Annotated in this window: 29 protein-coding genes; 24 read left to right on the top strand and 5 right to left on the bottom strand. The window is 43.0% G+C overall.

Going from position 1 to position 25,841, the window contains the following annotated elements:
* The first annotated feature begins 12 nt into the window (after positions 1–12).
* The 3 genes from AAZR19_RS07175 to AAZR19_RS07185 all read left to right on the top strand — a co-directional run bounded on the left by AAZR19_RS07175 (position 13) and on the right by AAZR19_RS07185 (position 1,884).
* Positions 13–771, top strand: coding sequence for a hypothetical protein (locus AAZR19_RS07175; protein WP_041108411.1), 759 nt, complete (start codon positions 13–15; stop codon positions 769–771).
* A 21-nt stretch (positions 772–792) separates the two neighbouring features.
* Positions 793–1,320, top strand: a complete 528-nt coding sequence (locus tag AAZR19_RS07180; protein ID WP_076840539.1) for a YfjD family protein — start codon at positions 793–795, stop codon at positions 1,318–1,320.
* A gap of 99 nt (positions 1,321–1,419) precedes the next feature.
* Positions 1,420–1,884, top strand: coding sequence for a helix-turn-helix domain-containing protein (locus AAZR19_RS07185; protein ID WP_041108407.1), 465 nt, complete (start codon positions 1,420–1,422; stop codon positions 1,882–1,884).
* 54 nt (positions 1,885–1,938) lie between these two features.
* On the opposite strand, the gene AAZR19_RS07190 is transcribed toward AAZR19_RS07185, so the two are convergent.
* Complete coding sequence (locus AAZR19_RS07190) at positions 1,939–2,286, bottom strand: helix-turn-helix domain-containing protein (RefSeq protein WP_024427528.1); 348 nt, start codon at positions 2,284–2,286, stop codon at positions 1,939–1,941.
* A 205-nt stretch (positions 2,287–2,491) separates the two neighbouring features.
* Between AAZR19_RS07190 and AAZR19_RS07195 the strand changes: the two genes are divergently transcribed.
* The 6 genes from AAZR19_RS07195 to AAZR19_RS07220 all read left to right on the top strand — a co-directional run bounded on the left by AAZR19_RS07195 (position 2,492) and on the right by AAZR19_RS07220 (position 8,216).
* Positions 2,492–3,481, top strand: a complete 990-nt coding sequence (locus AAZR19_RS07195; RefSeq protein WP_024427527.1) for an asparaginase — start codon at positions 2,492–2,494, stop codon at positions 3,479–3,481.
* 28 nt (positions 3,482–3,509) lie between these two features.
* Positions 3,510–4,931, top strand: coding sequence for an aspartate ammonia-lyase (gene aspA, locus AAZR19_RS07200; RefSeq protein ID WP_041108405.1), 1,422 nt, complete (start codon positions 3,510–3,512; stop codon positions 4,929–4,931).
* A gap of 143 nt (positions 4,932–5,074) precedes the next feature.
* The gene (nhaC, locus tag AAZR19_RS07205; protein WP_434702727.1) at positions 5,075–6,481 is read left to right on the top strand and encodes a Na+/H+ antiporter NhaC; all 1,407 of its coding nucleotides are present in this window, start codon (positions 5,075–5,077) and stop codon (positions 6,479–6,481) included.
* 295 nt (positions 6,482–6,776) lie between these two features.
* The gene (locus AAZR19_RS07210) at positions 6,777–7,202 is read left to right on the top strand and encodes a YwqH-like family protein (RefSeq protein ID WP_041118256.1); all 426 of its coding nucleotides are present in this window, start codon (positions 6,777–6,779) and stop codon (positions 7,200–7,202) included.
* A gap of 37 nt (positions 7,203–7,239) precedes the next feature.
* Entirely contained in the window at positions 7,240–7,503 is a 264-nt protein-coding gene (locus tag AAZR19_RS07215) for a YwqI/YxiC family protein (RefSeq protein ID WP_024423905.1), read from the top strand.
* Between the two features lie 287 nt (positions 7,504–7,790).
* Positions 7,791–8,216 carry a YwqH-like family protein gene (locus AAZR19_RS07220; RefSeq protein WP_041087582.1) on the top strand — a complete coding sequence of 142 codons (426 nt, stop codon included), beginning with the start codon at positions 7,791–7,793 and terminating at the stop codon, positions 8,214–8,216.
* A gap of 48 nt (positions 8,217–8,264) precedes the next feature.
* Here AAZR19_RS07220 and AAZR19_RS07225 read toward each other — a convergent pair whose 3' ends face one another.
* Complete coding sequence (locus AAZR19_RS07225) at positions 8,265–8,474, bottom strand: hypothetical protein (RefSeq protein ID WP_229137077.1); 210 nt, start codon at positions 8,472–8,474, stop codon at positions 8,265–8,267.
* Positions 8,475–8,610: 136 nt separating this feature from the next.
* On the opposite strand from AAZR19_RS07225, the gene AAZR19_RS07230 reads away from it, so the two are divergent.
* From AAZR19_RS07230 to AAZR19_RS07260, 7 genes are all read left to right on the top strand, one after another.
* Positions 8,611–10,569, top strand: coding sequence for a BglG family transcription antiterminator (locus AAZR19_RS07230; protein WP_434702731.1), 1,959 nt, complete (start codon positions 8,611–8,613; stop codon positions 10,567–10,569).
* An 88-nt stretch (positions 10,570–10,657) separates the two neighbouring features.
* Positions 10,658–11,968 carry a PTS sugar transporter subunit IIC gene (locus AAZR19_RS07235; protein ID WP_024423901.1) on the top strand — a complete coding sequence of 437 codons (1,311 nt, stop codon included), beginning with the start codon at positions 10,658–10,660 and terminating at the stop codon, positions 11,966–11,968.
* A 31-nt stretch (positions 11,969–11,999) separates the two neighbouring features.
* Positions 12,000–13,433 carry a glycoside hydrolase family 1 protein gene (locus tag AAZR19_RS07240; RefSeq protein ID WP_434702734.1) on the top strand — a complete coding sequence of 478 codons (1,434 nt, stop codon included), beginning with the start codon at positions 12,000–12,002 and terminating at the stop codon, positions 13,431–13,433.
* A 12-nt stretch (positions 13,434–13,445) separates the two neighbouring features.
* The gene (locus tag AAZR19_RS07245) at positions 13,446–13,769 is read left to right on the top strand and encodes a PTS sugar transporter subunit IIB (RefSeq protein WP_024427519.1); all 324 of its coding nucleotides are present in this window, start codon (positions 13,446–13,448) and stop codon (positions 13,767–13,769) included.
* Positions 13,770–13,788: 19 nt separating this feature from the next.
* Complete coding sequence (locus AAZR19_RS07250; RefSeq protein ID WP_024423898.1) at positions 13,789–14,118, top strand: PTS lactose/cellobiose transporter subunit IIA; 330 nt, start codon at positions 13,789–13,791, stop codon at positions 14,116–14,118.
* A gap of 65 nt (positions 14,119–14,183) precedes the next feature.
* Positions 14,184–15,032: a polysaccharide deacetylase family protein gene (locus tag AAZR19_RS07255; RefSeq protein WP_434702737.1), complete on the top strand. Its 849-nt coding sequence runs from the start codon at positions 14,184–14,186 to the stop codon at positions 15,030–15,032.
* Positions 15,033–15,343: 311 nt separating this feature from the next.
* Positions 15,344–15,712 (top strand): VOC family protein, encoded by a 369-nt coding sequence (locus tag AAZR19_RS07260; RefSeq protein WP_024423896.1) that lies wholly within the window; start codon positions 15,344–15,346, stop codon positions 15,710–15,712.
* 44 nt (positions 15,713–15,756) lie between these two features.
* Here AAZR19_RS07260 and ribD read toward each other — a convergent pair whose 3' ends face one another.
* The 3 genes from ribD to AAZR19_RS07275 are packed head-to-tail and all read right to left on the bottom strand — an operon-like array spanning position 15,757 to position 18,467.
* A complete protein-coding gene (gene ribD, locus AAZR19_RS07265) occupies positions 15,757–16,848 on the bottom strand; it encodes a bifunctional diaminohydroxyphosphoribosylaminopyrimidine deaminase/5-amino-6-(5-phosphoribosylamino)uracil reductase RibD (RefSeq protein WP_434702739.1) in 1,092 nt (363 codons plus the stop codon).
* A complete protein-coding gene (locus tag AAZR19_RS07270) occupies positions 16,835–17,596 on the bottom strand; it encodes a GTP cyclohydrolase II (RefSeq protein WP_024427515.1) in 762 nt (253 codons plus the stop codon). The genes ribD and AAZR19_RS07270 overlap by 14 nt, the downstream gene beginning before the upstream one ends.
* Before the next feature lie 16 nt (positions 17,597–17,612).
* Positions 17,613–18,467, bottom strand: a complete 855-nt coding sequence (locus tag AAZR19_RS07275; protein WP_087975992.1) for a VOC family protein — start codon at positions 18,465–18,467, stop codon at positions 17,613–17,615.
* Positions 18,468–18,644: 177 nt separating this feature from the next.
* Between AAZR19_RS07275 and AAZR19_RS07280 the strand changes: the two genes are divergently transcribed.
* The 8 genes from AAZR19_RS07280 (at position 18,645) to srtB (ending at position 25,830) form a co-directional block, all read left to right on the top strand.
* Positions 18,645–18,977 (top strand): winged helix-turn-helix transcriptional regulator, encoded by a 333-nt coding sequence (locus AAZR19_RS07280; protein WP_087977956.1) that lies wholly within the window; start codon positions 18,645–18,647, stop codon positions 18,975–18,977.
* Positions 18,978–19,346: 369 nt separating this feature from the next.
* Entirely contained in the window at positions 19,347–19,805 is a 459-nt protein-coding gene (locus AAZR19_RS07285) for an NEAT domain-containing protein (protein WP_041108382.1), read from the top strand.
* A 20-nt stretch (positions 19,806–19,825) separates the two neighbouring features.
* Entirely contained in the window at positions 19,826–20,479 is a 654-nt protein-coding gene (gene isdC, locus AAZR19_RS07290; protein WP_041108533.1) for a heme uptake protein IsdC, read from the top strand.
* A 19-nt stretch (positions 20,480–20,498) separates the two neighbouring features.
* Complete coding sequence (locus AAZR19_RS07295; RefSeq protein ID WP_434702742.1) at positions 20,499–22,310, top strand: NEAT domain-containing protein; 1,812 nt, start codon at positions 20,499–20,501, stop codon at positions 22,308–22,310.
* A gap of 76 nt (positions 22,311–22,386) precedes the next feature.
* A complete protein-coding gene (gene isdE / locus AAZR19_RS07300; RefSeq protein ID WP_041108378.1) occupies positions 22,387–23,274 on the top strand; it encodes a heme ABC transporter substrate-binding protein IsdE in 888 nt (295 codons plus the stop codon).
* Positions 23,275–23,307: 33 nt separating this feature from the next.
* Positions 23,308–24,294 carry a FecCD family ABC transporter permease gene (locus tag AAZR19_RS07305; RefSeq protein WP_024427509.1) on the top strand — a complete coding sequence of 329 codons (987 nt, stop codon included), beginning with the start codon at positions 23,308–23,310 and terminating at the stop codon, positions 24,292–24,294.
* Entirely contained in the window at positions 24,281–25,051 is a 771-nt protein-coding gene (locus tag AAZR19_RS07310; RefSeq protein ID WP_075621478.1) for an ABC transporter ATP-binding protein, read from the top strand. Before AAZR19_RS07305 ends, AAZR19_RS07310 begins: the two co-directional genes overlap by 14 nt.
* 26 nt (positions 25,052–25,077) lie before the next feature.
* Positions 25,078–25,830: a class B sortase gene (gene srtB, locus AAZR19_RS07315; RefSeq protein WP_248350978.1), complete on the top strand. Its 753-nt coding sequence runs from the start codon at positions 25,078–25,080 to the stop codon at positions 25,828–25,830.
* The last annotated feature ends 11 nt before the right edge of the window (positions 25,831–25,841 follow it).

Consider the following 25,841-nt stretch of genomic DNA (forward strand, 5'->3'; position numbering starts at 1 on the left):
GGAGAGATCAAGTTGGATCAGCTAAGTCTAAGTATTGAGGAACTCATCTTTAGTTTTTACAGTGAAGGCTATTTTGAACAAGGCATGTCCTTAAAGGAGGCTTATTATCCTGAAGTAGAGGACGAGCGCTTGGGGTTTTTATTTGAAATTGCGTGCCGCTCTTTGCTTGCAAAAGGTGTACTGGAATTTCGAAACAGACAATACCGTTATAAAGCGGAATACCGTCATTTCATCCAGGCGATGAATGATGCCTCTCACACGATCAAGGCATCTAAATTTGGAGACACAGATGAAGAAGTCAGCACCTCTTTTCACACAACACAAGCGGGTGTATATGCGCATCATACGCTTTATGATCAACAAGTGCATCAGATTCGCAAACTGGACGGCGATCAGCAGGCAGAGGAGCAAGTGACAGCCTTTTTCAACATACAGATGAATGATCACCCTGAACCTGTCATCAGCCTGCAGGCAGAGGAATTTGAAATGCTGTTAGAACAGGCAAGCGAAGCGAAAAATGAGTGGCCATCCTTCCTGAATAAAGCAGAGAATCAAGAGCTCGTGAAGGCATTTGTTTCTGATATACAGACGAGAAAAGGAAAGCTGGACTCTCTCATGAAGGTCGTCTATGACAAAAATAATACGCCTGATGTGGAGTCCATGATATTTGTGATTCCAGGTGAGAACCAATCTTGGCTTGTATCAGGAATAAAAGAAAATCAATTTCGCATTGAGACGGCTCATCAAGACGGGTTACGTTCTATATTCTAATGGAGAAAAGGAGAATGACGCTTGAATCCAAGTGAAGTAATAGAAGTAAGGAGCAGACCTTTTTTAAGAGTATGGGCATTCTTAGCAACGGGCGGCTTCGGTATCATCGGTATTTGGTTATTTTCAGAAGCTCTTACATTTGAATCGAACTATACATTGTTTTTATTTTTAGGCGGACTATTAGGTATTGTCTATGGCTGGATCTCCTTTTTGATGATTTTGCCTGCTTTTACGAAGAGGGGAAATGTGATTTTTCGCATTCAGCGCGGAGAGAATGGCGCTGTACTGCACCGGGAGCGGACGGTTCCTTTTCAAGATATTCAATCAATTGACATGCGCAGGCATCGTTACAGTATAAGAGGATTTCTTTTCATGGATGTGCTCATTCGGAAAGTGGATGGGAAATTGATCAAAATTCCGGCGTACAGCATTTTAGATGAAGAAGTATTTGAGCAGACCGTCAAACAGGAGATCTATCCATATTTACATCAGACAGCCCAAGAAAATTGGAGACAGCAGCATGGCCAAGGAGAAGAGAAGAGCGACTAAGCTGCCTTTGTCAGAATTCTATAGGATGAGGCGCCACTTTTTCGAAGAAATCGTGTATGATGTCAGTAAAGACTGAACACTCGAAAGAGGTGATGAGAGATGGATAAAGAGATGGTAATCGACCTCGTCACAGAACAAATGGCACGGATTCGAAAAGAAAAGGATTATACGCAGGATCGTATGGCGGAGGTACTTGGTCTATCAAAACGGCATCTACAGCAGGTTGAAAAAAACAGGCTGCGTCTCAACTGGACGCAATCCGCGGCCGTATGTGCATTATTCAGAGATAGTGACATTTTGAAAGGGACTCTTGGGGATGACCCGCTCGAGATTTTGGAAGTTGTGGCACATGATGAATTACATCTATCAGTAGAGCGTACGATTGGCGGCAAGGTTTGGTGGAGGACGTCTGTCAAAAAAGGCACGTTTCGCCTTCAGCAAAATGTACTTAGTCAGCATTACCGCATCTTAGATGAGGAGAATTATCGCTATTATAGTTCGTTTAATAAAGAAGAAGCGAAGCGGCGGCTAGAGGAATTAAGCCAGCTGTCGTCCTCATATTGAGATTGGAAAAGGAAAGAGAGGCACCTGTTTATAAGGAGCCTCTCTTTTCTGTGTTTATACTTTTAGAGTGTTTTTCGCCCGAATAAAGGCAACAAGCTGTTTGATTTCTTCATCATTTAGGGGAACGCCGTCTACATAAATGGTTCCTTCTTTTGCTTCCGTCAGTTCAATTTTGATATCAGAGATTTTGCGTTGTATCTCTGGCTCGTCCGTTCTACCAAGTAAAAAATCAATGGACGTATCATACAAATCAGCCAGCAGCTTCACTGCTTCAAGCGAAGGTCGTCGGTACCCAGATTCGTAACCGGCATAGGTGCTTTTGGCGATACCTAGGCGATCTGCCGTATGCTGGAGAGACCATTTTTTCTTTTTTCTAAGGGTGGTTAAACGATCGAGTATCATACATGAACGCTCCTTTATTTACAACAACAGTATATCATATTTTGACATAGAATGTACGCGTTATGCGTAACAATTTCTTGATTAATTCGCGTTATGTGACTATAATGGCAATGAAGGTACGCGTAAAGCGTATATTATAGAATAGCACAAGCTAGCTTATAATATGTGTGACAAACGAAGTAATTTTACGAAAGAGGTGGACCTGTTGAAGAAATTATTGCTTTTAACGACTGGTGGGACGATTGCATCTGTAGAGAGTGAAAATGGTTTAGCTCCAGGTGTTAAAGCTGAGGATCTTTTGAGCTATTTAAACGAAATTAATGCAGAATATACAATGGACACAAAGTCCCTAATGAGTATAGATAGTACAAATATGCAGCCTGAATACTGGGTTGATATCGCAACAGCCATTTATGAGAATTATGACCAGTATGACGGGTTTGTCGTTACTCACGGAACCGATACAATGGCCTATACATCAGCAGCGCTGTCTTATATGCTGCAAAATCCTGATAAGCCGATCGTGATTACAGGTTCACAAATTCCGATTACTTTTAAGAAAACAGATGCGAAGAAAAACATCACAGATGCGATTCGCTTTGCATGTGACGGTGTTGGCGGCGTGTATGTCGTGTTTGATGGCAGGGTCATCCAAGGAACACGTGCGATCAAACTAAGAACGAAAAGCTACGATGCATTTGAAAGCATTAACTACCCATATATTGCATCAATTGAAAACCATCAAATTGAATACAATAGCAAAGTAAAAAGAACACCAATGAAACCGCTTAAATTAGATGCATCCTTGAACACAGATGTGTGTCTGTTAAAATTGCACCCAGGCCTGAAGCCAGAATTTTTAGATGCAGTCAAAAGCATGTACAAAGGCGTCGTCATTGAAAGCTACGGCAGCGGCGGAATTCCTTTCGAAGGAAGAAACCTTTTAGAAAAGATCAACGAATTGCTGGAAGAAGGCATTTCTGTTGTCATCACCACTCAGTGTCTTGAAGAAGGAGAAGACATGAGTGTGTATGAGGTAGGACGCAAGATCAATCAAGAATTGGTGGCGCGTTCAAGAAATATGAATACAGAAGCCATCGTGCCGAAACTGATGTGGGCACTAGGCAAAACAACAGATCCAAGAGAAGTCAAAAAGATTATGGAAACGCCAATCGCAGAAGATTTAGTGATTTAACTATTCTATAGAAAGCAGGTCATAAGAGATGGTTCAAGCAACTTATCGCTATGAGAAGGATTTTCTTGGTGAAAAAGAAATTCCAGCAGACGTGTATTATGGGGTTCAAACCCTTCGTGCAAAAGAGAATTTCCCGATTACAGGATATCGGATGCACGAGGAACTAATCAGAGCCTTTGCCATCGTGAAAAAAGCAGCAGCTCAAGCCAATATGGAAGTTGGACGTTTATATGAGGGCATTGGAAATGCCATCGTTCAAGCGTCTGACGAAGTCATTGAAGGCAAGCTGCACGAGTACTTTATTGTCGATCCAATTCAAGGCGGCGCAGGAACGTCCATGAATATGAATGCCAATGAAGTGATTGGAAACAGAGCGCTAGAAATCATGGGACATCAAAAGGGTGAATACATCCATTTAAGCCCAAACACACATGTGAACATGTCACAATCAACGAATGATTCATTCCCAACGGCGATCCACATTGCTGTGCTCAAGCAGTTAGACATTCTGCTTGAAACGATGCAAGCCATGCAGGACGTTTTTCAAAAGAAAGCAAAAGAATTCGATCATGTGATCAAAATGGGACGTACGCACCTTCAGGATGCTGTTCCAATCCGTTTGGGACAGGAATTTGAAGCTTACAGCCGTGTGCTGAGCCGTGATATTAAGCGGATCAACCAATCAAAACAGCATTTATATGAAGTCAATATGGGTGCAACAGCTGTTGGGACAGGCTTAAACGCAGATCCTCGTTATATTGAAATCGTGGTGAAGAAGCTCGCTGATATATCTGGTCTTCCTCTTGTAGGCGCAGAGCATCTCGTGGATGCAACGCAAAATACAGATGCTTACACAGAAGTATCCGCCGCATTAAAAGTATGTATGATGAACATGTCTAAGATTGCCAATGACCTTCGCTTAATGGCATCTGGTCCGCGCGCAGGTCTTGCTGAAATCGCATTGCCAGCCCGCCAGCCTGGATCATCCATCATGCCTGGGAAAGTCAATCCAGTCATGGCAGAGCTCATTAACCAAATCGCATTCCAAGTCATTGGGAACGATCACACGATCTGTCTTGCTTCTGAAGCAGGCCAGCTTGAGTTAAATGTGATGGAGCCTGTTTTGGTCTTTAACTTGCTTCAGTCTATTAGTATAATGAATAACGGGTTCCGCTCATTCACAGATCATTGCTTAGCGGACATTGAAGCAAATGAAATACGTTTGAAAGAATATGTAGAAAAAAGTGCAGGCGTGATCACTGCCGTGAACCCTCACTTAGGCTATGAAGCAGCCGCTAGAATTGCAAGAGAAGCCATTTTAACAGGGCAATCGATCAGAGATCTTTGCTTGCAGTACGATGTTTTAACGGAAGAAGAACTTGATATTATCTTAAATCCATTCGAGATGACAAAGCCTGGCATTGCGGGTGCAGAGCTCCTAGAGCGATAATAATATCAAAAATTTTATTTTATTAATATGAGGAATTGCCTGTGAAAAAGAGAAAAACAGGCAATTCACTTTCTTTCGAATTGACACACTTTTTTCACAATATTTTGAAAACGCTTAACGCACGCACAAAGGGAGGAAACACAATGAAATCACCACGTCTACCATCTATTTTAGAGGTCGTAGCTGTACTTGGCTTGTTTTTAGCAATTGTTTTATCATTTACTCTTTACTTCAAATTAGATATTCAGTTAGCATTGTTTATCTCATGGTTTATGGTTATTGCTTTAGGTATTCGATTGGGGCATTCCTATAAGGATCTCCAAAATGCGATCACAAAAGGGATATCGAATGGATTAGAAGCTATTTTGATCTTAATTGCAGTAGGTGCACTTGTTGGAACATGGATTGCAGGTGGAGTTGTTCCTACGCTCATCTACTATGGTCTAGAGTTTATTCATCCTAATATTTTCTTATTAGCTACACTTGTCATCTGTGCAATCATGTCCATTGCAACAGGAACTTCTTGGGGTACAGTTGGAACGGCAGGGATTGCGATGATCGCAATTGGTGAAGGTCTTGGAATTCCACTTCCGATCGTGGCAGGGGCCGTCTTATCTGGTGCTTATTTTGGAGATAAATTATCCCCATTATCAGATAGTACAGTACTCGCTTCCTCACTTTCAAAAGTGGACGTGCTGGCGCATGTTCGAGCAATGATGGTTTTATCCATACCAGCCTTTGTGATTACAGCGATTATGTTTACAGTTACAGGCTTTATGTATGGCGGACGCAACATTGATCAAGGTAAAGTAGAATTTTTGAAAAATGCTCTTCATGATACATTCACAATCAATATTTGGATGGTCATTCCAGCAATAGTGGTTGTATTACTGCTCGTATTTAAGAAACCTTCAATGCCTGTTATAGCCATTGGTGCTCTTTTAGGAGCAATTTGGGCGATGGCTTTCCAAGGAATGAATCCAGCAGATGCGATTGGTTCAGCATACAATGGCTTCTCTATTAATTCAGATGTAGAATTCTTAAATACGCTGTTAAATCGCGGCGGTATTGTGAATATGCTTGGATCTCTAGTGGTCATTATTCTCGGACTTGGTTTTGGTGGAGTACTTGAATATCTCGGCGTCTTAAAAGTGATTGTCGCTACTTTCGAGAAGAAATTATATAATGCAGGGAATGTCACCCTATCTACACTTGTTGTTGCATTCTTCGCAAATATCTTCGGCTGTGCAATGTACGTTTCATTAATTCTTACACCGAAAATTATGGAAAAAAGCTATGATAAATTAAAAATAGACAGACGCGTTCTATCAAGAAACGCTGAGGTCGGGGGAACAATGACCTCTGGTATGGTTCCATGGTCAGATAACGGTATTTACATGGCAGGAATTCTTGGCGTATCGACATTCTCTTATTTACCATTTATGTGGTTGAGCTTTGTCGCCATTGGTCTTGCGATCATTTACGGATATACGGGTAAATTCATTTGGTACGTGAAAGATCAACAAGAAAGAGAAGAATCGGCCTCATAAGCCGTTTGCAAAAGCCGCTCCTGAACGGGGCGGCTTTGTTTGTCCTAGGACCGTGAGACTATATGTGACATATAGCAAACGAACAGGAATTTAGACCTCCTATAAAAGAGGTCGAAAGGGGGAGTGAGGAGCAGAATGAAAGCATATTTATCCCATAAAAAGGGTACAAATCCCTATTCAAACATGAGTCTTTGAACCTTATAATAACAATATTGGAAAAAGTGCTATTCACCTTACGCTCGTTTAGAGAGACTCTAAGCAGCGTTTTTATTTTTTGACAGGAGGAGGAACCCATATGAGCTTATCGGATATGCTGTCTGCCCTTAACGGTGGCATTTCAAATAAAAAAGCAGAAATTGAAGAGAAAATCGCTCGGCTCAAAAAGGCGAAAAGCAAGGTTGAACGTGAACAAGATGCCGCAGAAACAGATTTAAAACAAATCAAGCAGCCAAAGCTTGGGACCTCTTGGAAAGGTGAGCGAAGCCAGGATTTCAAAACGGACCGAAATGAAGCACATGATGCGCTGCAAACAATCGTGAACGACAAATACCCACGATACGTGAGCCGCATCGAATTCAAAATCAGTACATTAGAAGCAGAACAAGCTGCGTTATCCTTTGCCAGTTCCTTAGCTGGAGACGCCGCACGTCTTGCTGAAAAAGGAGAAGACGCAGTAGAGGACGCAAAACGCTTGATCTCAAAAGCATGGAGCAGCTTGTAAACGAGTTTCGTGCTGAACAAATCTGGAGGATATCACAATGGGACAAATTAAGTTAAACTACCAAACAGTCATGGATAAACTAGATGAAGTCTCCCAAGCCGTCGAAGCTTTAGCGATGAAAAAAGCAGCAGATAAAGCGGGTGAAAACAGCCTTGAATTTGTAACCAAGTGGACGGCACGTGAAGCAGAAGTGAGCGAAATGGTCTCAAGCTTTAAAGAAGCCTTAATTAAAAATGTTCAGGATACACGCTCTAACGTGAAAACATTAAAAGAACAAGACGAAGCGATTGCTGCAAAATAATCAGCACAATCGCTTTTATTTATGGGTACCATTGACATAATGCGATTGTGGTATTAAAGACTCATATAAAATTCAGGGTGTAAGACCTTGTATTATTCCGTTTTTCTTCCAAACACGTCGCTAAAAGGACACCTTTTCCCTATTTAAGCCTGAGGCTTTTCGCCTTATACTATAGTTAATGAAAGCAGAACGATAGAAATGTCAGGATTGGAAAAATCAAGTGAGTCGATGGTTTCCAAAGGCGCTCACGCCGTGCTTTCGTATGAGGTCAGATAGAGGTGGATGACATGAGTTTATCCGAGATGCTGCACCATCTGCATATGGGAATTGAGAACAAACGTGCAGAATTTGACGAAATGATCTCTCGGTTAAAGACAGCCAAAAGTAATATTCGAACAGAACAAGATCTTGCCCAGTCAGATATCAAAGAAATCAAGAAGCCTGCACTAGATTCGTCATGGAAAGGCGAGAGAGGAACCGACTTTCATCGCCACCGGAAAGACGCTTACAGCGTGATGCACGACATCGTCAACAATGAATATGAAAAATATATAACAGAGATTGATCAAAAAATCTTACACTTTGAATTGAAAAAAATGGAGCTGGCTGTTGCCAGTAATTTTGCAGGAAGAGCTCAGGACGTGATGGAAAAGGGCGAGGATTTTGCAAAGGATGTTAAACATTTGATTGAACGGGGCTGGAAAGCTCTTTAAAACCATAAACGAAACAGCCGTCTCTTAAAAGGGCGGCTGTTTTTTTGTTTAGTCACATCCACCACCGCCGCTGTCGCCTGAATCACTCCCACAGAAGGCATCAGAAGCGTGATGGGTATACGAATCAGAATAAGTGCTTGTCGTTGAGCTATGATGTGCAGAACGCTTAGCAGATGCACGTTTATCCTTTGATGTGAACTGGTTGGCAATGATGGCTCCTAAAAAAACTAATATGACAACAAACATAAAAGTACCCATAATGCATCCCTCCTCTAGTTTCATATTCATACGAATGAGCCATATCAAGGTTCCCGATTTGAAAGAAATACTGGGCAAAGAGTTCTATTTTCGTTTATGATGATAGGCAAAAGTAAATGCCAAGGGAGGAGAGCCCATGCTATCTCTACGTCAGGAGGAGCTTCTGAAACGATTGATGCAAGCGGAGCAGGAACTGACAAGTGAAGAAATTGCCCGTGTGATCGGAGTCACATCACGAACCATTCGAACAGATATGAAAGCGCTTAAAAAGATCTTAGAAGAACATGGTGCCGCACTGCATATTAAACGCGGGGCAGGGTATACATTGAGCGTTGAAGATTATGGAGCGTTTCGTACATTTTTGAAAACGTCACTGAGAGAAAGGAATGAGAAAAAGGAACCGTTCATTCCCAATCAGCCTGAGGATCGCGTCGCTTATCTATTGAAAAGACTGCTTCTGTCAGAAGACTATATCAAATTAGAGGCATTGGCAGAGGAATTATTTGTGAGTGAATCTACAGTGAAAAATGATTTGAAAGCTGTCAGGCACTTGTTTTCATTGCATGGACTTTCTATATCGCACCGGCCTAAATATGGCCTTCGTCTGACAGGCGATGAAATGAAATTAAGATATTGTATGGCAGAGCATGTGTTTCAGCAGGAGCACGCGAACGCTGCACTGTTACCTGAAGAAACGTATCAATTGATTCAGGACATCGTGCGTTCACGTACAAAAGCCACCGGACTTCATCTATCAGAAATCGGTTTAAGTAATTTAGTAACCCACATTGCTATCGCATGCAAACGAATTGAAGAAAAAAAGCTGGTCAAGATGCCAGAAGCGGAATTGAGAGAAATTCAAGTACAGCCAGTTTTCCAGGTAGCTCAACAAATGGCTGAAGATATTCGCCGCGTATTATCGATTGATTTTCCGCTATCAGAAATGGCGTACATCGCGATTCACTTAATGGGGGCAAAGATGATGGCATATGGAGAGGCTGGCCATACGCTATTTCATCTGCTGGACGAAGATCATTTTCGTTTCACTCACCAATTGCTTGCTTATGTAGAGGATCACATGTCACTTGATATTCAGTTTGATAAGGAGCTGATCGTTGGTTTAAGTCTTCATTTGCGTTCAGCCATTCATCGTTTTAGATACGATATGAACATCCGAAATCCTTATTTACCAGACATTAAAAGGCATTATCCCATTGCGTTTGAGGCGGGTGTTTATATGGGCAGATGGCTGAAGGAAAAAGAGAGTGTTGAGATTCCTGAGGATGAAATCGGATATTTGGCACTTCATATTGGGGCTGCAATCGAGCGGACAAAATCACAGCATGTGAGAAAGACATGTCTTATTGTGTGTGCGACGGGTGTCGCCAGCAGCCAGCTTCTTCTTCATAAACTCACGGCAGCTTTTAGCGGAAGGCTGGAGATCGCTGGAACTGCAAGTGTCGGGGAACTTCCTTCGTATGATTTGAGAAGCATTGATTTTATTATTAGTACGATTCCGCTTCAGAATACTTTGCCGGTGCCAGTAATTGATGTACATACGATTTTAAGTGACGATGATATTGTGCGGCTGAAACGATTTGTGAAGAATTCACAGGATACAGGAGTTTTGCGGTATGTGAGTCCGGCGCTGACATTTTTTCAGCAAGATCTCCAATCAAGGGAAGAGGTTCTTCAATTTTTTGTGAACGTTCTAAAGGAGCAGCATCGAATCCCAGACGAGTTTGAACAATTATTGCTAGAAAGAGAGCAAGTATCACCCACATCTTTCGGTCATTTGGTTGCGATTCCTCATCCAATTAAACCGGCAACAGATGACACGTTTTGTGCGATCTGTACGTTGAAAAAGCCGGTGCTGTGGGGAGAAGATCGAGTACAAGTCGTATGCTTGTTAAGCATCCAGAAGACGTATCAAAAAGAATTACAGTCGCTTTATCAATTTCTTGTGCGGCTGACAGAACGGAAAGAAGTGGTGGAACAACTCATCAAAGCCGCTTCATTTGAAGAACTGACAGCTGCGCTTCAAGTATTGGAGCAGCCAAATGACAAAACGCGATACCCATTTCCGCATCTGTGAGGAAAAAGATTAGATGTTAATGAAAGCGCTTTTAAAATAACATCAAAAAGGAGGATATCACGAGTTTTTGCAAAGGGGGAGACGGATCATGAGCTTCAAGGAGAAAGCGGCAGATGTCATGGGGCATGTGGCTTATCGCATCACCAACCAGAAATATATTATGGCGATTAAACAGGCATTTGTCACACTGATGCCGATCATCATTACAGGAGCTTTTGCTGTACTGGTGGCGAATATGATCATGAGCCCGGAAACAGGGCTTGCTCATTTTGAGATATTCAGGTTTTTAGCAGAGCTTCAGCCTATTATGAAGGCAATCAATTATGCCACACTGAACTTTTTAACCATTGGAGCTGTGTTCCTCATTGGGATTGAGCTTGGGAAAATCAACGGTCACAAATCTCTGTTCCCAGGATTGATGGCATTGATTTCATTTATATCTGTTATTCCAACGACACTTCTTCTTGAAGTCGATGGATCGATGCGTGAGGTTGTTGACGTGTTGGCAAGACAATTTTCTGATCCAAAAAGCTTATTTTTAGGGATGATCATTGCGATCGTATCTGTGGAGATTTTTTGTAAGCTGACCGAGGTGAAATGGCTGCAAATCAAGATGCCGGATTCGGTTCCGTCGAATGTGGCAACATCTTTTTCGTCACTTTTCCCATCTATCATTACAATTACAATCATTAGTTCATTTGGCTTTGCATTTCATCGTGTGACAGGCATTTATTTGCATGAAGCAGTGTATAACGTGGTGCAGCGTCCGTTAGAAAGTGTTGTACAGGGGCTGCCTGGGATTTTAACGTTGATGTTTGTGGCGCAATTTTTCTGGGTGATCGGCATCCATGGCAACCAGATGATTAAGCCGATCCGGGAGCCGCTCTTATTAGGATCGATTGCAGTGAATATGACAGCATTTCAAGAGGGAAAAGAAATACCGAATATCATCACAATGCCGTTTTGGGATGTGTATATGAGCATCGGTGGTTCAGGTGTGACCATTGGTCTTTTGGTTGCGATTTTTATTGCTGGGAGAAGGGAAGAGATGCGAAGCATTGCCAAGCTCTCATCAGGACCCGGACTGTTCAACATCAATGAACCCGTTATTTTTGGATTACCTGTCATGCTAAACCCTGTGATGGCGATTCCATTTATCGTCACACCGCTTGTGACAGGTACGATTGGTTATATTGCGACGGCTACTGGATTCGCTGGAAAAGCGGTCGTGATGGTGCCATGGACGACACCGCCGCTTGTGAATGCATGGCTGTCCACCGCTGGCAGTATGGGCGCTGTCATTACACAGCTTATCTGTATTGTGGTTGCTGTTTTCATCTATTTACCGTTTGTACTCTTGTCTAACCGCAAGCCAGAAGCGGCACCAGATTCAGAATAAACATTCAGACGAAAAAAAGGGAGGCGGCGACATGAACAGAATTGAGATTCCAAGTGATTTTATCCTAGGTGCTGCGGCTTCTGCTTGGCAGACCGAGGGATGGAAGGGAAAGCGGGCGCATCAGGACTCGTACATCGACTTATGGTATAAGGAAGGATATCACGTGTGGCACGAAGGCTATGGTCCTGCTGGTGGGACAAACTTTTACGAGCGCTACCCTGAAGATGTAGCCTTAATGAAAGAGATTGGGCTGACACATTACAGGACATCGATCAATTGGTCGAGGTTTCTCATAGATTACGAGAATGGGATAGTAGATGAGGCCTATGCTCGTTACATTGATGATCTGATCAATGAATTAATCGCAGCAGGTGTAGAACCAATGTTTTGCTTAGAGCACTATGAGCTTCCTGCCGTTTTGCTTGAGAAGTACGGCGGATGGTCATCAAAGCATGTTGTCGAGCTGTTTGTACTTTATGCAGAAAAGGTGTTTGAGCGCTACGGAGACCGGGTCAAGCATTGGTTTAGTTTTAATGAACCGATTGTTGTCCAGACACGTGTTTATCTAGATGCCATCCGATATCCGTTTGAGCAAAATACGAAGAAATGGATGCAGTGGAACTATCATAAAGCTCTGGCAACAGCAAAAGTGGTGAAGCTTTTTCAGGAGATGGGGTTGAAGGAATCGGCAGGAGCCAAAATCGGCGTGATTCTCAATCCAGAAGTGACGTATGCAAGATCGTCTGCCCCGCATGACCAAGAAGCGGCACGTATGTATGACTTGTTTTTTAATCGAATGTTCTTAGATCCTTCCATCAAAGGGGAGTATCCAGAGGAACTGATCGATGTGTTGAAAAAGCATGATATTCTTTTCGATTCCACAGAGGAAGAGCTTCAGATCATCAAGAATCATACGGTGGATGTCGTTGGGCTTAACTTGTACTATCCGCATCGTGTCAAGGCACCGAGTAAGGCTTGGAACGAAGGAACACCTTTTCATCCATCCTATTATTACGATATGTTTGAGCTTCCAGGGAGAAAAATGAATCCTTTCAGAGGCTGGGAAATCTACCCGAAGATTGTCTATGATATGGGGATGAGAATAAAAGAAGAATACGGAAATATTGAGTGGTTTGTGGCCGAAAATGGCATGGGTGTCGAAAAGGAAGAACGGTTTAAAACAGAAGACGGTATCATTGATGATCAGTATCGCATTTCATTTATCAGCCAGCATTTGAAGCGGGCACTTCAAGCGAAAGCAGAAGGATCAAATTGCACAGGCTATATGCTTTGGGCATTTACAGACAATGTCTCACCGATGAATGCCTTTAAAAACCGCTACGGATTAGTCGAAATCCAGCTGGAGAATGAACGAAATCGTCAGCTGAAAGCATCTGCGTATTGGTACCAGACATTAATCAAAACAAGGGAACTGCAGGTTGAAACAGAAGTCATTTATCAATAGGAGTGATGAGAAATGAAACGAATCATTCTCGCTTGTGCAGCAGGAATGTCAACGTCCATTGTGGTGTCCAAAATGAAGGCTGCCGCAGAAGCTAAAGGACTGGATTACTATATTTATGCTATACCTGAAGGAGCCATTGCGGATGAACTAGAAGAGCATGGAGAGGATGTACAGGCGATTTTACTTGGACCGCAAGTTAGTTTTATGAAAAAAGCAGCAGAAAAAACAGCGGCACCCTATCAAATCCCCGTCGATGTCGTCAATGTGAGATTATACGGAACAGCAAACGGAGAAAAAATTCTAGAGCATGCACTGACACTAGCAAATGAATCTTGAATAATTGGAGGAGAAGCAGATGACGGTATTAGAGGAAATGCAGGGAGCAGCCTTTCAAATCATTGCCCATGCAGGCGAGGCAAGAAGTCATTATGTAGAAGCGATTCGTCTAGCAAGAGCTGATGATTTTGAAAAAGCGCAGCAGTTGATCGAAAAAGGGGAGGAAGCCTTTCGAAGCATCCACAATCTGCACTTGTCGCTGATTCAAAAAGAAGCGGCAGGTGAACAGCTTCCGTTTTCTTTACTGCTGATACACGCAGAAGATCAAATGCTCACAACAGAGACCATTCATCTGCTCGCCATCGAAATGATCGAAATGTGTAAAAAAATGAATACCCTGTCAAAATAGTTGTCAATGAATAACCAATTTCTGTTATAATCATTCGGTAGATAAAGAGAAAGCAGGATTGGTGAATGAAAAAAATATGTAGGCTGATGACGATTGGTCTTATGCTGCTGCTCATTTCGGGCTGTATGGGAATGAAGGAACAGGCGGAAGGAAGCCAGCAAGTCCTCAAAGAGGAAAAGGGTCCATTACAAACAAAAGAGATTCAGCAGAAAAAAGAAACGGCAGTGATAGAGACAAAAACCTGGATGAAGCAAAAGGAGCCGGTCGAGCTTCCGATTTTGATGTATCATAGTATCTCAAGCGGCAACTCGTTACGTGTGCCAAAGAGCGAATTTGCATCTCATATGAAATGGCTGAAGGACAATGACTATGTCACACTGTCGCCAGAAGAGGCGTACCGCGTTTTCACAACAAATTCGATGCCAAGTAAGAAGAGTGTCCTCATTACATTTGATGATGGATATACGGATAACTATACGAAGGCATTTCCAATTTTAAAGCAGTATGGAATGAAAGCAACGATTTTCATGATTGAGCAATCCATTGGCCGTCCACATCACTTAACGGATGAGCAAATGGATGAGATGATGGCACATGGGATATCGATTGAGAGTCATACGATTCATCATTTAGAGCTCAATCGATTATCAAAGCAGCAGCAGGAAGAAGAGTTAAAAGGATCAAAGACATTCTTCGATCAGCGGTTTTCTCAGCGTACGAGAATGGTCAGTTATCCTGTCGGGCGCTATAATGAAGAGACGTTGAAGCTGGCGAAGGAAGCTGGATATCAAATGGCTGTCACCACTGAACCAGGACATGCGAAGAAGGAACAAGGCATGATGTCCTTGCACCGCGTCCGCATTTCACCGGGACTTTCACCAGAAAGCTTTGGCAGGCTGGTCGAAGGGAAGTAACGATCAATGTTTCACATGAAACATTTTACGACAAGTTTCACCAAAATGAATCACCGCCCATACACCTTGACATGATATGTCTTGGTTTCAACTGTTATTATAAGAGAGACTTAGATGGACAGAACTTTCATGACCAGGGGAGTTCTGTTTTTTAAAATTGTCATTCAAACCCTACATCGTAAGAAACACCTCAATGAAAGACTCAAAGTATCAAGCCCGCCAATGAAGTAACAATCAAATATTGCTCAGCAACGCAAAACTAAGAAACCCTACATAGAAAAACCAATTGAGAAAAGAAAGGGAGAAGGAATATGTCAAACTTTTTTGGAATCGACCATGTTCAACTAGCTGCCCCAAAAGGCAGTGAAGAGAAAGCTCGTTTGTTTTTTGGTGAAATTTTAGGGATGAAAGAAATACCTAAGCCTAGTAATTTAGCTAAACGCGGAGGTGTCTGGTTCCAATGCGGTCATCATCAGCTTCACATTGGCATTCAGGAACATTTTCAAGCTGCAAAGAAAGCTCATCCAGCTTTTCTTGTAAAGAGCCTATCGGAATTAAAAGAGGTATTATTGAAGCATCAGATTAGTATAAAAGAAGATGAGCCATTGGAGGGAGCCAATCGGTTTTATGTAGAAGATCCTTTTGGGAATCGAATTGAGTTTTTAGAGAGAAGAGACTAGAAGACAAGAAGAAGGCTGTCGAAGAAATCTCGACAGCCTATTTGTTATTGATAAACGGGATATCCCGTCATTTTAATATCTTTTCCAAGCGGTTCCACTGAGAGTTGATCCAGTTCAATGGCATCACTCATGAGGCGAATGCCTTCGCCTCCGAAAAAGGAAGGGGAAAGTCGTCCGCCAATGAGCTTAGGCGCCATATAGATGACCAATTTATCTACAAGCTGCTGTTCTAAGAACGAGGCATTAATCTGGCCGCCGCCTTCAATCATGAGAGAGGAGATATTTTTTTCTCCCAGCACTTGAAGCACTTCTTGCAGGGGTACCCGCGTGTCACTGTCTGTCATAAAGACACGAACGCCAGCTTCTTCTAAAGCCGCTCGTTTTTCCTCATCGGCTTGTTTTGTTGTGAAGATCCAGGTAGGTGCCATCTGATCGGTGACGATCTTTGCTGTCAGTGGTGTTGACAGCTTAGAGTCTAAGACAATTCGAATCGGATTATTCCCATTTGGAATCCGCGCAGTTAATGAAGGATCATCGTGAATGACGGTTTGAGCACCGACCAAAATCGCATCATTGATACTGCGGATATGGTGAGCGTCATAACGGGATGTCTCAGATGTAATCCACTTGCTGTCAGACGTGGCAGAGGCGATTTTTCCATCTAAGGTAATGCCTGCTTTGAGCGTCACGAAAGGTGTTTTTTTCGTAATAAAGTGATTAAATACTTCATTCATCAGAATGGATTCTTGTTCAAGTACGCCCGTGATGACTTGGATGCCTGCGTCTTGTAAAATGGCAATCCCGCGGCCAGCGACAAGCGGATTCGGATCAAGTGCTGCCACGACAACAGTTTCGACGCCGGCTTTCACAAGTGCTTCCGCACAAGGGCCTGTGCGGCCATGGTGGGAACAAGGCTCAAGGGTCACATAAATGGTGGCTCCTTTTGCCTTGTCTCCAGCCATGTTGAGTGCATGAATTTCAGCATGCGGTTCACCGGCTTTCATATGAGCACCGACTCCAACAATTTCATTCTCTCGCACAATCACAGCCCCGACGAGCGGGTTCGGAGATGTCTGACCTTTCATTGCCCTTGCATTATCAAGGGCTAGCTTCATATATTGCTCATGATGTGGCAATCGTACGCACCTCTTGCTCCGCCTTCATGTGACCTGAGCGGTTGATTTTTGTCTGCAAGTATTTTTCGTTAAATTCAGAGACATCTCCCCAAAGCGGAATGCGTCCAGAAAGAGATAAACCTGCATGGCTGATCGCATCTGTCTTTTTTGGGTTATTGGTAATGAGTCTGACCGGCTTTGTACGAAGTGTTTGAAGAACGGCAATGGCTTCTTCGTATTGACGTGTGTCATCTTCAAAACCAAGTGCTTCGTTCGCTTCTACTGTATCGTAGCCGTTTTCTTGAAGAATATAAGCCATGGCTTTACTGAAAAGACCAATGCCGCGGCCTTCATGATTGGCTAAGTAAAACAGGGCTCCTGCTCCATTGTCCTCAATCATTCGCATAGACTGCTTCAATTGGAATCCGCAGTCGCAGCGCTTGCTTCCGAAAATATCGCCTGTGTGGCAAATGGAATGCATGCGGATAAGAGCTTCGTCAGCGTGCTCAAAATCCCCATATACGAGAACGCTTGACTGCTGATGATCAGCAAGCTGGCGGGACGAGAGGCTTTCAATTAAAGCTTCATCTGACAATGGCTCTTTTCCATCGTCTTTTAACCATGAATACCAGTTGAACATGACGGTTCTGCCGTCTAAATTCACTGGCAGTTTAATGGGTCCAGTGATATATATATACCCGTCTTCTTGCTGTACTCGTTTGATTTTATCTTTTAATATGGCTGTTTTAAGCTCTGTGTGTTTGTCCATATTCTGCACCTTCTTTTTAGTCTGTTTCTTCAATCTGTAAACGAACGAGAACGCCAAATGGATCAACAAATTCGCTGCTTTTTCCTGTCGTGTTGACTTGAGTGCCTGCTTTTGTCAGGCGTTCGATGACGGATTGTCTGTCTGCTTCTTCTGGGAAAACCAGTGTATAGCTTCTAATTCCTGAAAAACGTGGATCAATGGCTCCTTTTCTTCCGCGTCCCCATGCATTAAAGGCAAGGTGATGGTGGTACACACCAGCGGCGATAAATAGGCTTGCTGGTGGAGCCATTCGGATATGAAAACCGAGCGTGTTCACATAAAAGGAATCTGCTTCTTCTGGGTTGAGATGGAAATGCAAGTGTCCCATCAATGTGCCCGCAGGGAGTCCTTCCCATGTGGTATCAGCGGCTTCCTGCAGGAGTCCATCTCCATCAAGCGGTGCATTTCCGCCACCTTTCAGTTCTCCATGCTCACCTACCCAAATGTCCTGAGGACGGTCAGCATAAATTTCTACGCCAATGCCGTCAGGATCACTTAAATAAATGGCTTCACTGAAAAAGTGATCGCTTGCTCCAATTAAAGGATAGCCTTTTTTGATCACATGTGCCAGCCATGTGCCCAGGTTTTTTCTGGTAGGTAATAAAACAGCAAAGTGATAAAGTCCTGGCTCATGATCAGGCTTCTCTTTGAGCTGTGCATCTTCTTTTAACAAAAGAATCGGTTCCTTTGCATTGCTGCCAAGTGTCACCGTGGAATCTGTTTTTTCTAATATAGAAAATCCTAAAATGTCTGTATAAAAAGGTAAAGAACGATCAAAGCTGGACACATGTAATTCTGTCACACCCAACCTTAGCTGCTCAATTGTCTTCAAGCTCGGTCATCTCCTTCATGATATATGCATCGGCATGTTCAAATGTTTTTGAAAATCTATAAAAAATGAATACCTTGTTACTTTTAGTAACTAAACTATATAATAGTTAGTGACTTATTTCAAGTAATTAATTGTGTTATAATGAAAAAAAGAGAAAAAAGCAGGAGGGAGTAAGATATGGCTCAAGTAGATGGCTGCCCAATTACAGATGCCATGGAGATTCTAGGCAAGAAGTGGGTCATTCTCATCATCAATCAGCTTCTGACAGGGCCTAAGCGTTTTTGTCAGCTTGAAAATGAAATGAACATCAGCGGAAGATTACTATCAGAAAGGCTGAAGGATTTAGAAGCTGAGGGACTTGTTGAGAAAAAGGTATACCCCGATATTCCAGTGCGGATTGAATACGAATTAACAGTGCAAGGGAAGAAAATTGAACCGATTATTCGTGAAATGTATGCTTGGTCTTTAGATCGTAAAAACAGCAAAATAGGGGAACATGTTCCTTCTTAATCGATTTCGATCAGTGTGTCTGATCGAAATTTTTTTGTGTGATTTTCCAGAAAACTAAGACAATAGTATGAAAAATGATGTTGACAATCATTTCATGCATTATATAATATCAAGGAGAAGAGGGTTCTTTTCCCTGTAATGGAATGGAGGTTATGCCATGGTATTATGAATGGGACAGATTGCCTAAAACTCTTATCAATCCATCATTTAGAAGCAGACATCTTTGACTTTAAGAAGCAAAGATTTATTTTTTCCACTCAATTGATAATGATTATCATAATCATCTATAAGTGTGTTCCAGCACTTATGAAGGTTATTTTTTTTATTGTCTATTGAGAATAATTATCAATATCATTTAGGGGGTTTCACATGAAAGTCATTCGTTCAACATCACCCGTATTATTATTCCTTAGTTTTGTTCTATTATTTGCTCTAGCTCCTGTTAGCTCAGCCTCAGCAGCTGGCTTAGCAGATGGTCAATATTCAGCGCAATATGTGGTATGGAAAGCTGATAGCGATTCGACTTCAACAGCGAATACGTATTTCGAAAAACCAGCCAAGCTTGTCGTAAAGGGTGGAAAAATCAAAGCGCAAGTCACGTTAACGAATAGCTCTTGGATCACAAGCTTTAAAACGCTCGATCAAGGTGTCTACAAAGATGCGAAGGTGATCAGTACAAATGCAGCTGCGAATAAGAGAACAGTAGAATTCAATGTGAACAGCCTGACTGAGGTCGTACCAGCAAAAGTGAGTGTGACTGTACCGGCTATCGGATATACAGGCAATTACGACATTCGTCTCAAGTTTGATGCGGCATCTGTTCAATAGAAAGGGAGGAAATTCGCTTGATGAAAAAAAGAATGAGGCTGTCAGTCTTCATGGCCGTTTTTTTACTGGCACTTATGCTGCCTTTTTCAAACGCACAGGCTGCCGCATTAAAGGATGGTACATACTCCGTCAATTATACAGTGCTGAAAGCTGAAGGAAATGCGGTCTCAATGGCAAATGATTACTGGCTGAAGCCAGCAAAAGTGATAGTGAAAAATGGGTTCCTGACAGTGCAAACGACGATTAAAAATAGCAGCTGGGTAACGGAATTTAAAGTACCGGGAAATGGCGGCTATGTCGATACAACCGTTCTCTCAACAAATAAAAAAGCCAATACAAGGCTTGTTCAGTTCCAGGCTCAAAGCTTGTCTAAACCAATCACGTCAAAAATTCATGTCACTGTGAAATCTGCTGATTATGATCATGATTACACCATTCAGCTGAAATTCGATGAAAGCAGCATCAAATCACTTTCATCTAACAGTGCAAATCAATCAGCGGGTGCAGCAGAAAGTCAGCATCCATCAAAAGAATCAACGAACAAAGCTGATTCATCCACAACGAAACAAGAAGAAAATCCTCAAACTGGTGATACAAGCCAAACAGGGTGGCTCCTTGTGCTTGTCTTATGTTCAGGCGGGTTTTTAGCAAGAAAGTGGATCATCAAGCATTAACGGAAGGAAGTGTCACCATTTGAAACGTCTTTTTCATCTAAAGGCAGCCATTCTGCTCGTTTTATTCAGTTTGTTGACTGCGTTTCAGATTCCTCAAGGAACAGCTCAAGCGGCATCATTCGTTGATGGTGAATACACAGTCGGATTCACCATTTTAAAAAATGGCAGCACAGAAGCGTCCATGATGGATACCTATACAGAAAAGCCAGCTAAGCTGATTGTGGAAAATGGCAAGAAAACAGCCTATGTCACACTGAAGCAAAGCAAAGAAATAACAGATTTCAAGGTCGAACAAAATGGTGCTCTCGTTACCACTGAAACGGTCAGTGAGGACGAAACAGCCAATACACGTGTGATCAAATTTGATGTCGACGACTTATCAGCGAAATTAAACGGCTGGGTGAAAATTTACTGGGATTTAGGCGGCTTTATTTATGACGAAGCATATGACGTACAGCTTGCATTTGATCAAAGCAGCCTAACACTCGTTACGCCTGCAAAACCAGACAATAATGAAACAAAGCCAGATGACCAAAACGGTACAAAACCAGACGATAACGAAACAAAACCAGATGACCAAAACGGTACAAAGCCAGACGATAACGAAACAAAGCCAGATGATCAAAATGGTACAAAGCCAGACGATCAACCGACAACACCAGGCAATAACAATGGCACAAAACCAGATGATTCCGCCCAAAATCAATTAAAAGATGGCGTATATCGTATTCATTACAGTGTGCTAAAAGGGGATACGGATGAGGCATCTCGAATGAGTGATTACTTCTCACATCCTGCATCCTTAACTGTCAAAAATGGAAAGCAAACCATTTCCTTTACGGTGAAGGACCATAAGTCTGTCGCTTCTTTAAAAACAGAGAAAAACGGTTCTTATCAAGAAGCCAAAACAGTCAGCAAGGATGAGGCAAAGAACACAAGAGTGGTTTCATTTGATGTAGATGATTTGAAAAACGAGGTCAAAGGAAAAGTACACATTGTAGTAGCAGCCGCTAACTATGACCAAACCTACGATATTCGTTTTCAATTTGATTCAAAGAGTATCGCTCCAGTGAAGGACGGGCAGGTGGTAGAGGAAGAAACACCAGCTGCACCAGAAACACCAAAACCAAACACACCAACAACAGAAACGAATAACGGCGGAGCAGATCAAGAGACGGCTCAGCTAAAAGATGGTGTATACAAGCTTCCTTTCTCAATGAAGAAAGCAGACAAGGATGAGCTTTCCCGCATGAACGATTACGTTGTGAGTCCTGCGACACTGGTTGTAAAAAATGGCCGCCACTTCGTTTCATATACAGTGAAGAACAGCTCAGCCATCACGTCATTCCAAGTAGGAACAGGTGGAAAGTTTGAAGAGACTCTTGTTGCGAAAACAGATGAAAAAGCAGATACACGCGTTATTCAATATGAAGCAAAAAGTTTAAGTGGAGCTCAGGCTGCACGCGTAAAAATTGATATTCCAGCTGCGAACTACCATGAGCAGTACGATGTCAAAATTGTCTATGACACAAAAGGAATCGCTCCTGGTGAGGGAAGCGGGATTCATGAGGTCATTGGAGACGATGAGAGTATCGGCTTTGTCAAAAATCCAAATGATCACGATTCTCAAACAAATCAACTTGAGAATGCAGCACCTGAGGAAACGGGTGCGGAGCAGATGACATTTACGCCATCAGATGACCAAACCAAATCTGAGTCTGGACAGCTGAATCCGAAAACGGGAGATGCCTCTCTTCTTTGGGTGTATATTCTTTTATTCGGCGGTTCGTTATTCGTACTCGTCAGAAAATATCAAACACGGACAAGATAGTTCGTTTTATTTTAAGTGAGATGCGCCTTTTACCTCGGCGCATCCACTCTCTTTTTTCGAAAGGGGGCTTCTGTTTTTGAAGCATCGAATATTATGTACCTTGATCGCTGCCTTCAGTGTGTGCATGATCTTATCGGGCTGCTCACAGTCAGCTGAAAGCTCAGCAAAAGGCAAAAAAAGCGCTGAATCAAGTGAGCGCATTGTAGCAACGACTGTAGCTGCTGCGGAGATCATGGATGCTTTAGAGGTGGATCTTGTCGGGGTGCCAACAAGTCAAAAATCCTTGCCAGCTCGTTACAAAGGACTGCCGGAAGTCGGTAACCCAATGAGCCCGGACATGGAAATCATCCAATCACTTCAACCGACAGATGTCCTGTCTGTCACAACCCTTCAATATGATTTAGAGACACCCTTTCAGCAAGCAGGTGTCCCTGCCACATACCTAAATCTCGAGAGCATGGCTAACATGGAGAAGGCCATCACGAAGCTTGGAGATCAGTATGACAGAAAGAAGCAGGCTGAACGCATTGTGTCTGAGTTTGAGCAAAAAAAGAAAGACATTCAAGAGAGGACGAAAGGAAAACGCAAGCCGTCCGTTCTGATTTTGCTTGGTGTGCCAGGCAGTTATTTGGTGGCGACAGAGAATTCATATATTGGTGATCTTGTGCGTATCGCAGGAGGAAAGAATATTGTCAAAGGCGAGAAAATGGAGTATTTGGCATCCAATACGGAATATTTACAAAAAGCCAATCCAGATATCATTCTCCGGGCCGCACATGGGATGCCAGACGAAGTCGTCCAAATGTTTGATGAAGAATTCAAAACAAATGACATCTGGAAACATTTCAATGCGGTCAAACAAGACCGGGTGTATGACCTCGAAGAAAGCTTATTCGGGACAACAGGCAATTTAAAGGCAGCAGAAGCATTAGATGAATTGACTCGTATGTTGTATCCGTCATAAGCGGCGAATCTTAATGATAAAAGGACGTTCAAGATGAAAAAAACAGGGATTTTATTTCTGATAGTCAGTCTCTTACTGGTCTGCGTGTTTATTTATTCAGCCATTACTGGGAGCATTCATGTCACCCCAATTGAATTATTAGAAGGGCTCATCACCGGTCAACATGCACAGGTAGAAATCATTAAAGATTTGAGAATTCCCCGCATGCTTATCGCGATGTTTACAGGGGCCGCCTTATCTGTCTCCGGTGTACTGCTGCAGTCGGTCATGAGGAATCCGTTAGCTGATGCCGGCGTCATTGGCATTTCATCAGGAGCCAGCTTCTTTTCATTAATGGCGATTACAGCGCTTCCTCAATTTTATTTCTACTCTCCTTTATTTTCGGTTTTAGGCGGGGCTATTGCGTGTTTCCTCGTGTACGTTCTGTCTTGGAAGGGTGGTTTAAGCCCGATCCGCATGATCTTGGTTGGGATCGCCATCAATGCCATGTTTACTGGAATGGCTGAAGCATTTGTGACCATTTGCAGCTATTTCAATATCACAATTAATCAGTCGGGACAGTCGAATCTCACGATGAAAACGTGGGGAGATGTCCGTTTAATCGGTGTCTATGGTGTCGCCGGCCTTGTCGTTGCACTCTTCTTCAGCAGATGGTGCAACCTCCTGGCTCTTCAGGACAAGACAGCGAAAAATTTAGGATTGCGTGTGACCAGAATGCGCCTTTTGATTTCCATCACAGCCGTTTTACTTGCGGCGGTGACAGCTGCAGTAGCGGGCGTGATAGCCTTTGTCGGCTTGCTCATTCCGCACATTTCAAGAAGGCTTGTCGGCTCGGATCACCGGGTACTGATTCCATTTTCTGCGTTAAGCGGGGCTTTGCTTATTTTGACGGCTGATACGCTTGGCAGGACGCTTGTGGCGCCAAATGAGATTCCTGCTTCTACGATCATGGCCGTGATTGGCGGGCCGTTTCTGATCTTTTTATTAAGAAGGGGGGACCGTCTCCATGGACATTCGTGAGGTGTCATTCTCATATGACCAGCAGAAGGACATCGTTCAATCAGTCACAACAAAGATTGAAAAGGGAAAAATCACAACCATTATCGGTCCAAATGGCTCGGGAAAATCCACACTGCTTTCCTTAATGGCGAATAATCATTGTCCAAATAAAGGGCAAATTCACTTAGACGGGCAAACGCTGAATACGTTCAAGCCAAAGGAGCTGGCAAAAAAGCTCGCTGTCGTCCATCAGCAAAATGAAGCGCCGCTTGATTTAACGATCGAACGGGTCGTGGCATTCGGCAGAACGCCGTACCAGACGATGCGCGGAGGAGACAAGGAAGAGGATGAGAGAGCGATAGAGTGGGCGCTGTCCAGTACAAAGCTAACGGACAAACGAAAGGTGCCGCTTGCCTCACTGTCAGGTGGAGAGCGGCAGCGTGTATGGATTGCGATGGCACTTGCGCAAAAAACACCGATCCTTTTCTTAGATGAACCGACAACTTATTTGGATATTTACTATCAATTTGACATTCTTGAGCTGATCCGTGAACTGAATGCCGTGCATGGATTAACGATTGTCATGGTGCTGCACGACATGAATCAGGCTGTCCGCTACAGCGATATCATCATAGCGATGAAGGATGGACAGATTATCAGTGAAGGACAGCCAAACGATGTGTTAACAGAGGAAAACGTGCGGCACATCTATGATGTGTCCGTCACGATTAGACAGGATGCAGAAACAGGGATGTACATCGTGCCTGTTGGTATATAAGCTGGGCAAAAAGCAGGTGAGACAGTGTGAAACGAGGAAAACGGCTTTGGCAGCAGATGCTGACGATCGTTTGTTTAGGTGTATTTATTTATAGCGGGACAGCCATCGGCTTCGAACTTTTCGGTTATTATCAAAATCGCCAGGTGCTTGCAAAGGCCCAGACGATGTATGGACATGAAGAAGAAATGACTGAAAAACGGGGGCCGGGAAAGATCCGTTCGTCATTTGATGAGCTGCGGAAGGTGAATGAGGACATTGTCGGCTGGATCAATATGAAGGACACGATGATTCAGTATCCGATTGTTCAATCTCACGATAATGCGTTCTACTTAACTCGCAATTATTTAAAAAACGACACCCGGGCAGGCAGTATCTTTATGGATTATCGTAATGACGTCCTGCATGAAAGCCCTAATACAGTGGTGTACGGCCATCGGATGAGGGATGGATCCATGTTTGCTGGACTCACAAACTATCTAAAAAAAGATTTCTTCCAAGAGCACCGGACATTTCAGTACGATACGCTGTATCAAAGCTATGAAGCGGAGATTTTTGCCGTGTATGAAACGACGGTTGACTTCGATTATATTCAAACCGATTTTCAAGATCTTGGCGAATATGCGCACTACTTGCAAGCTGTGAGGAAGAAATCAATCTATCAAACGAAGACAGACGTGTCCACAGATGACCTCATCCTCACCTTATCGACCTGTGATCATGTGCTTGCACCTAAAAGCGGGCGTCTCGTGGTACAGGCAAAGCTAAAGAAAGTTTACTAGAAAAGGAGAGA

The organism is Bacillus sp. Je.9.29.b, from assembly GCF_051129925.1.
Lineage (GTDB): Bacteria > Bacillota > Bacilli > Bacillales > Bacillaceae > Bacillus > Bacillus safensis.